This window comes from Hydrogenophaga sp. FG152 (genome assembly GCF_057809615.1).
On record NZ_JBMDKH010000050.1, the window covers coordinates 1 to 441 of the forward strand.

Consider the following 441-nt stretch of genomic DNA (forward strand, 5'->3'; position numbering starts at 1 on the left):
TGTGATGTCTCAATAGGTTGTTCATCCGTCTCGGATTTGGGAAGCTGTGGTTACCAGGCCAAGCAACTCAAGTCAGGAGAGACGGATGAACAGTCATAAGCATGCCCGCTTGACGGCTGCGGGTCGAGCCCTACTGGTCAGCAGGGTATTGGACGAAGGCTGGTGCGTGACAGCGGCTGCCCAGGCCATGGGCGTGAGCTGCCGCACCGGGTTCAAGTGGCTGGCCCGCTTCAGGGCCGAAGGCACAGCAGGGCTGTGTGATCGAAGCTCGCGACCGCATCACAGCCCCACAGCCTGCCGCCCCGAACAGGTGAGCCAGTTCGAACTGCACCGCCGACAACGCCTGCCGTTGTGGCGCATTGCCCGCCAGTGCGGCCGCAGCCTGTCCACCGTGGCCCGGCACATGGCCCGCCTGGGCTTGAGCCGCTTGAGCGCCTTGCA

1 protein-coding gene is annotated in these 441 nt (G+C 64.2%); it reads left to right on the top strand.

Annotated features, from left to right (window positions below; translation table 11 throughout):
- Positions 1 to 85: 85 nt before the first annotated feature.
- On the top strand, positions 86 to 441 hold a 356-nt coding region (locus ACODTB_RS25800), incomplete at its 3' end, for a leucine zipper domain-containing protein (RefSeq protein WP_488929884.1).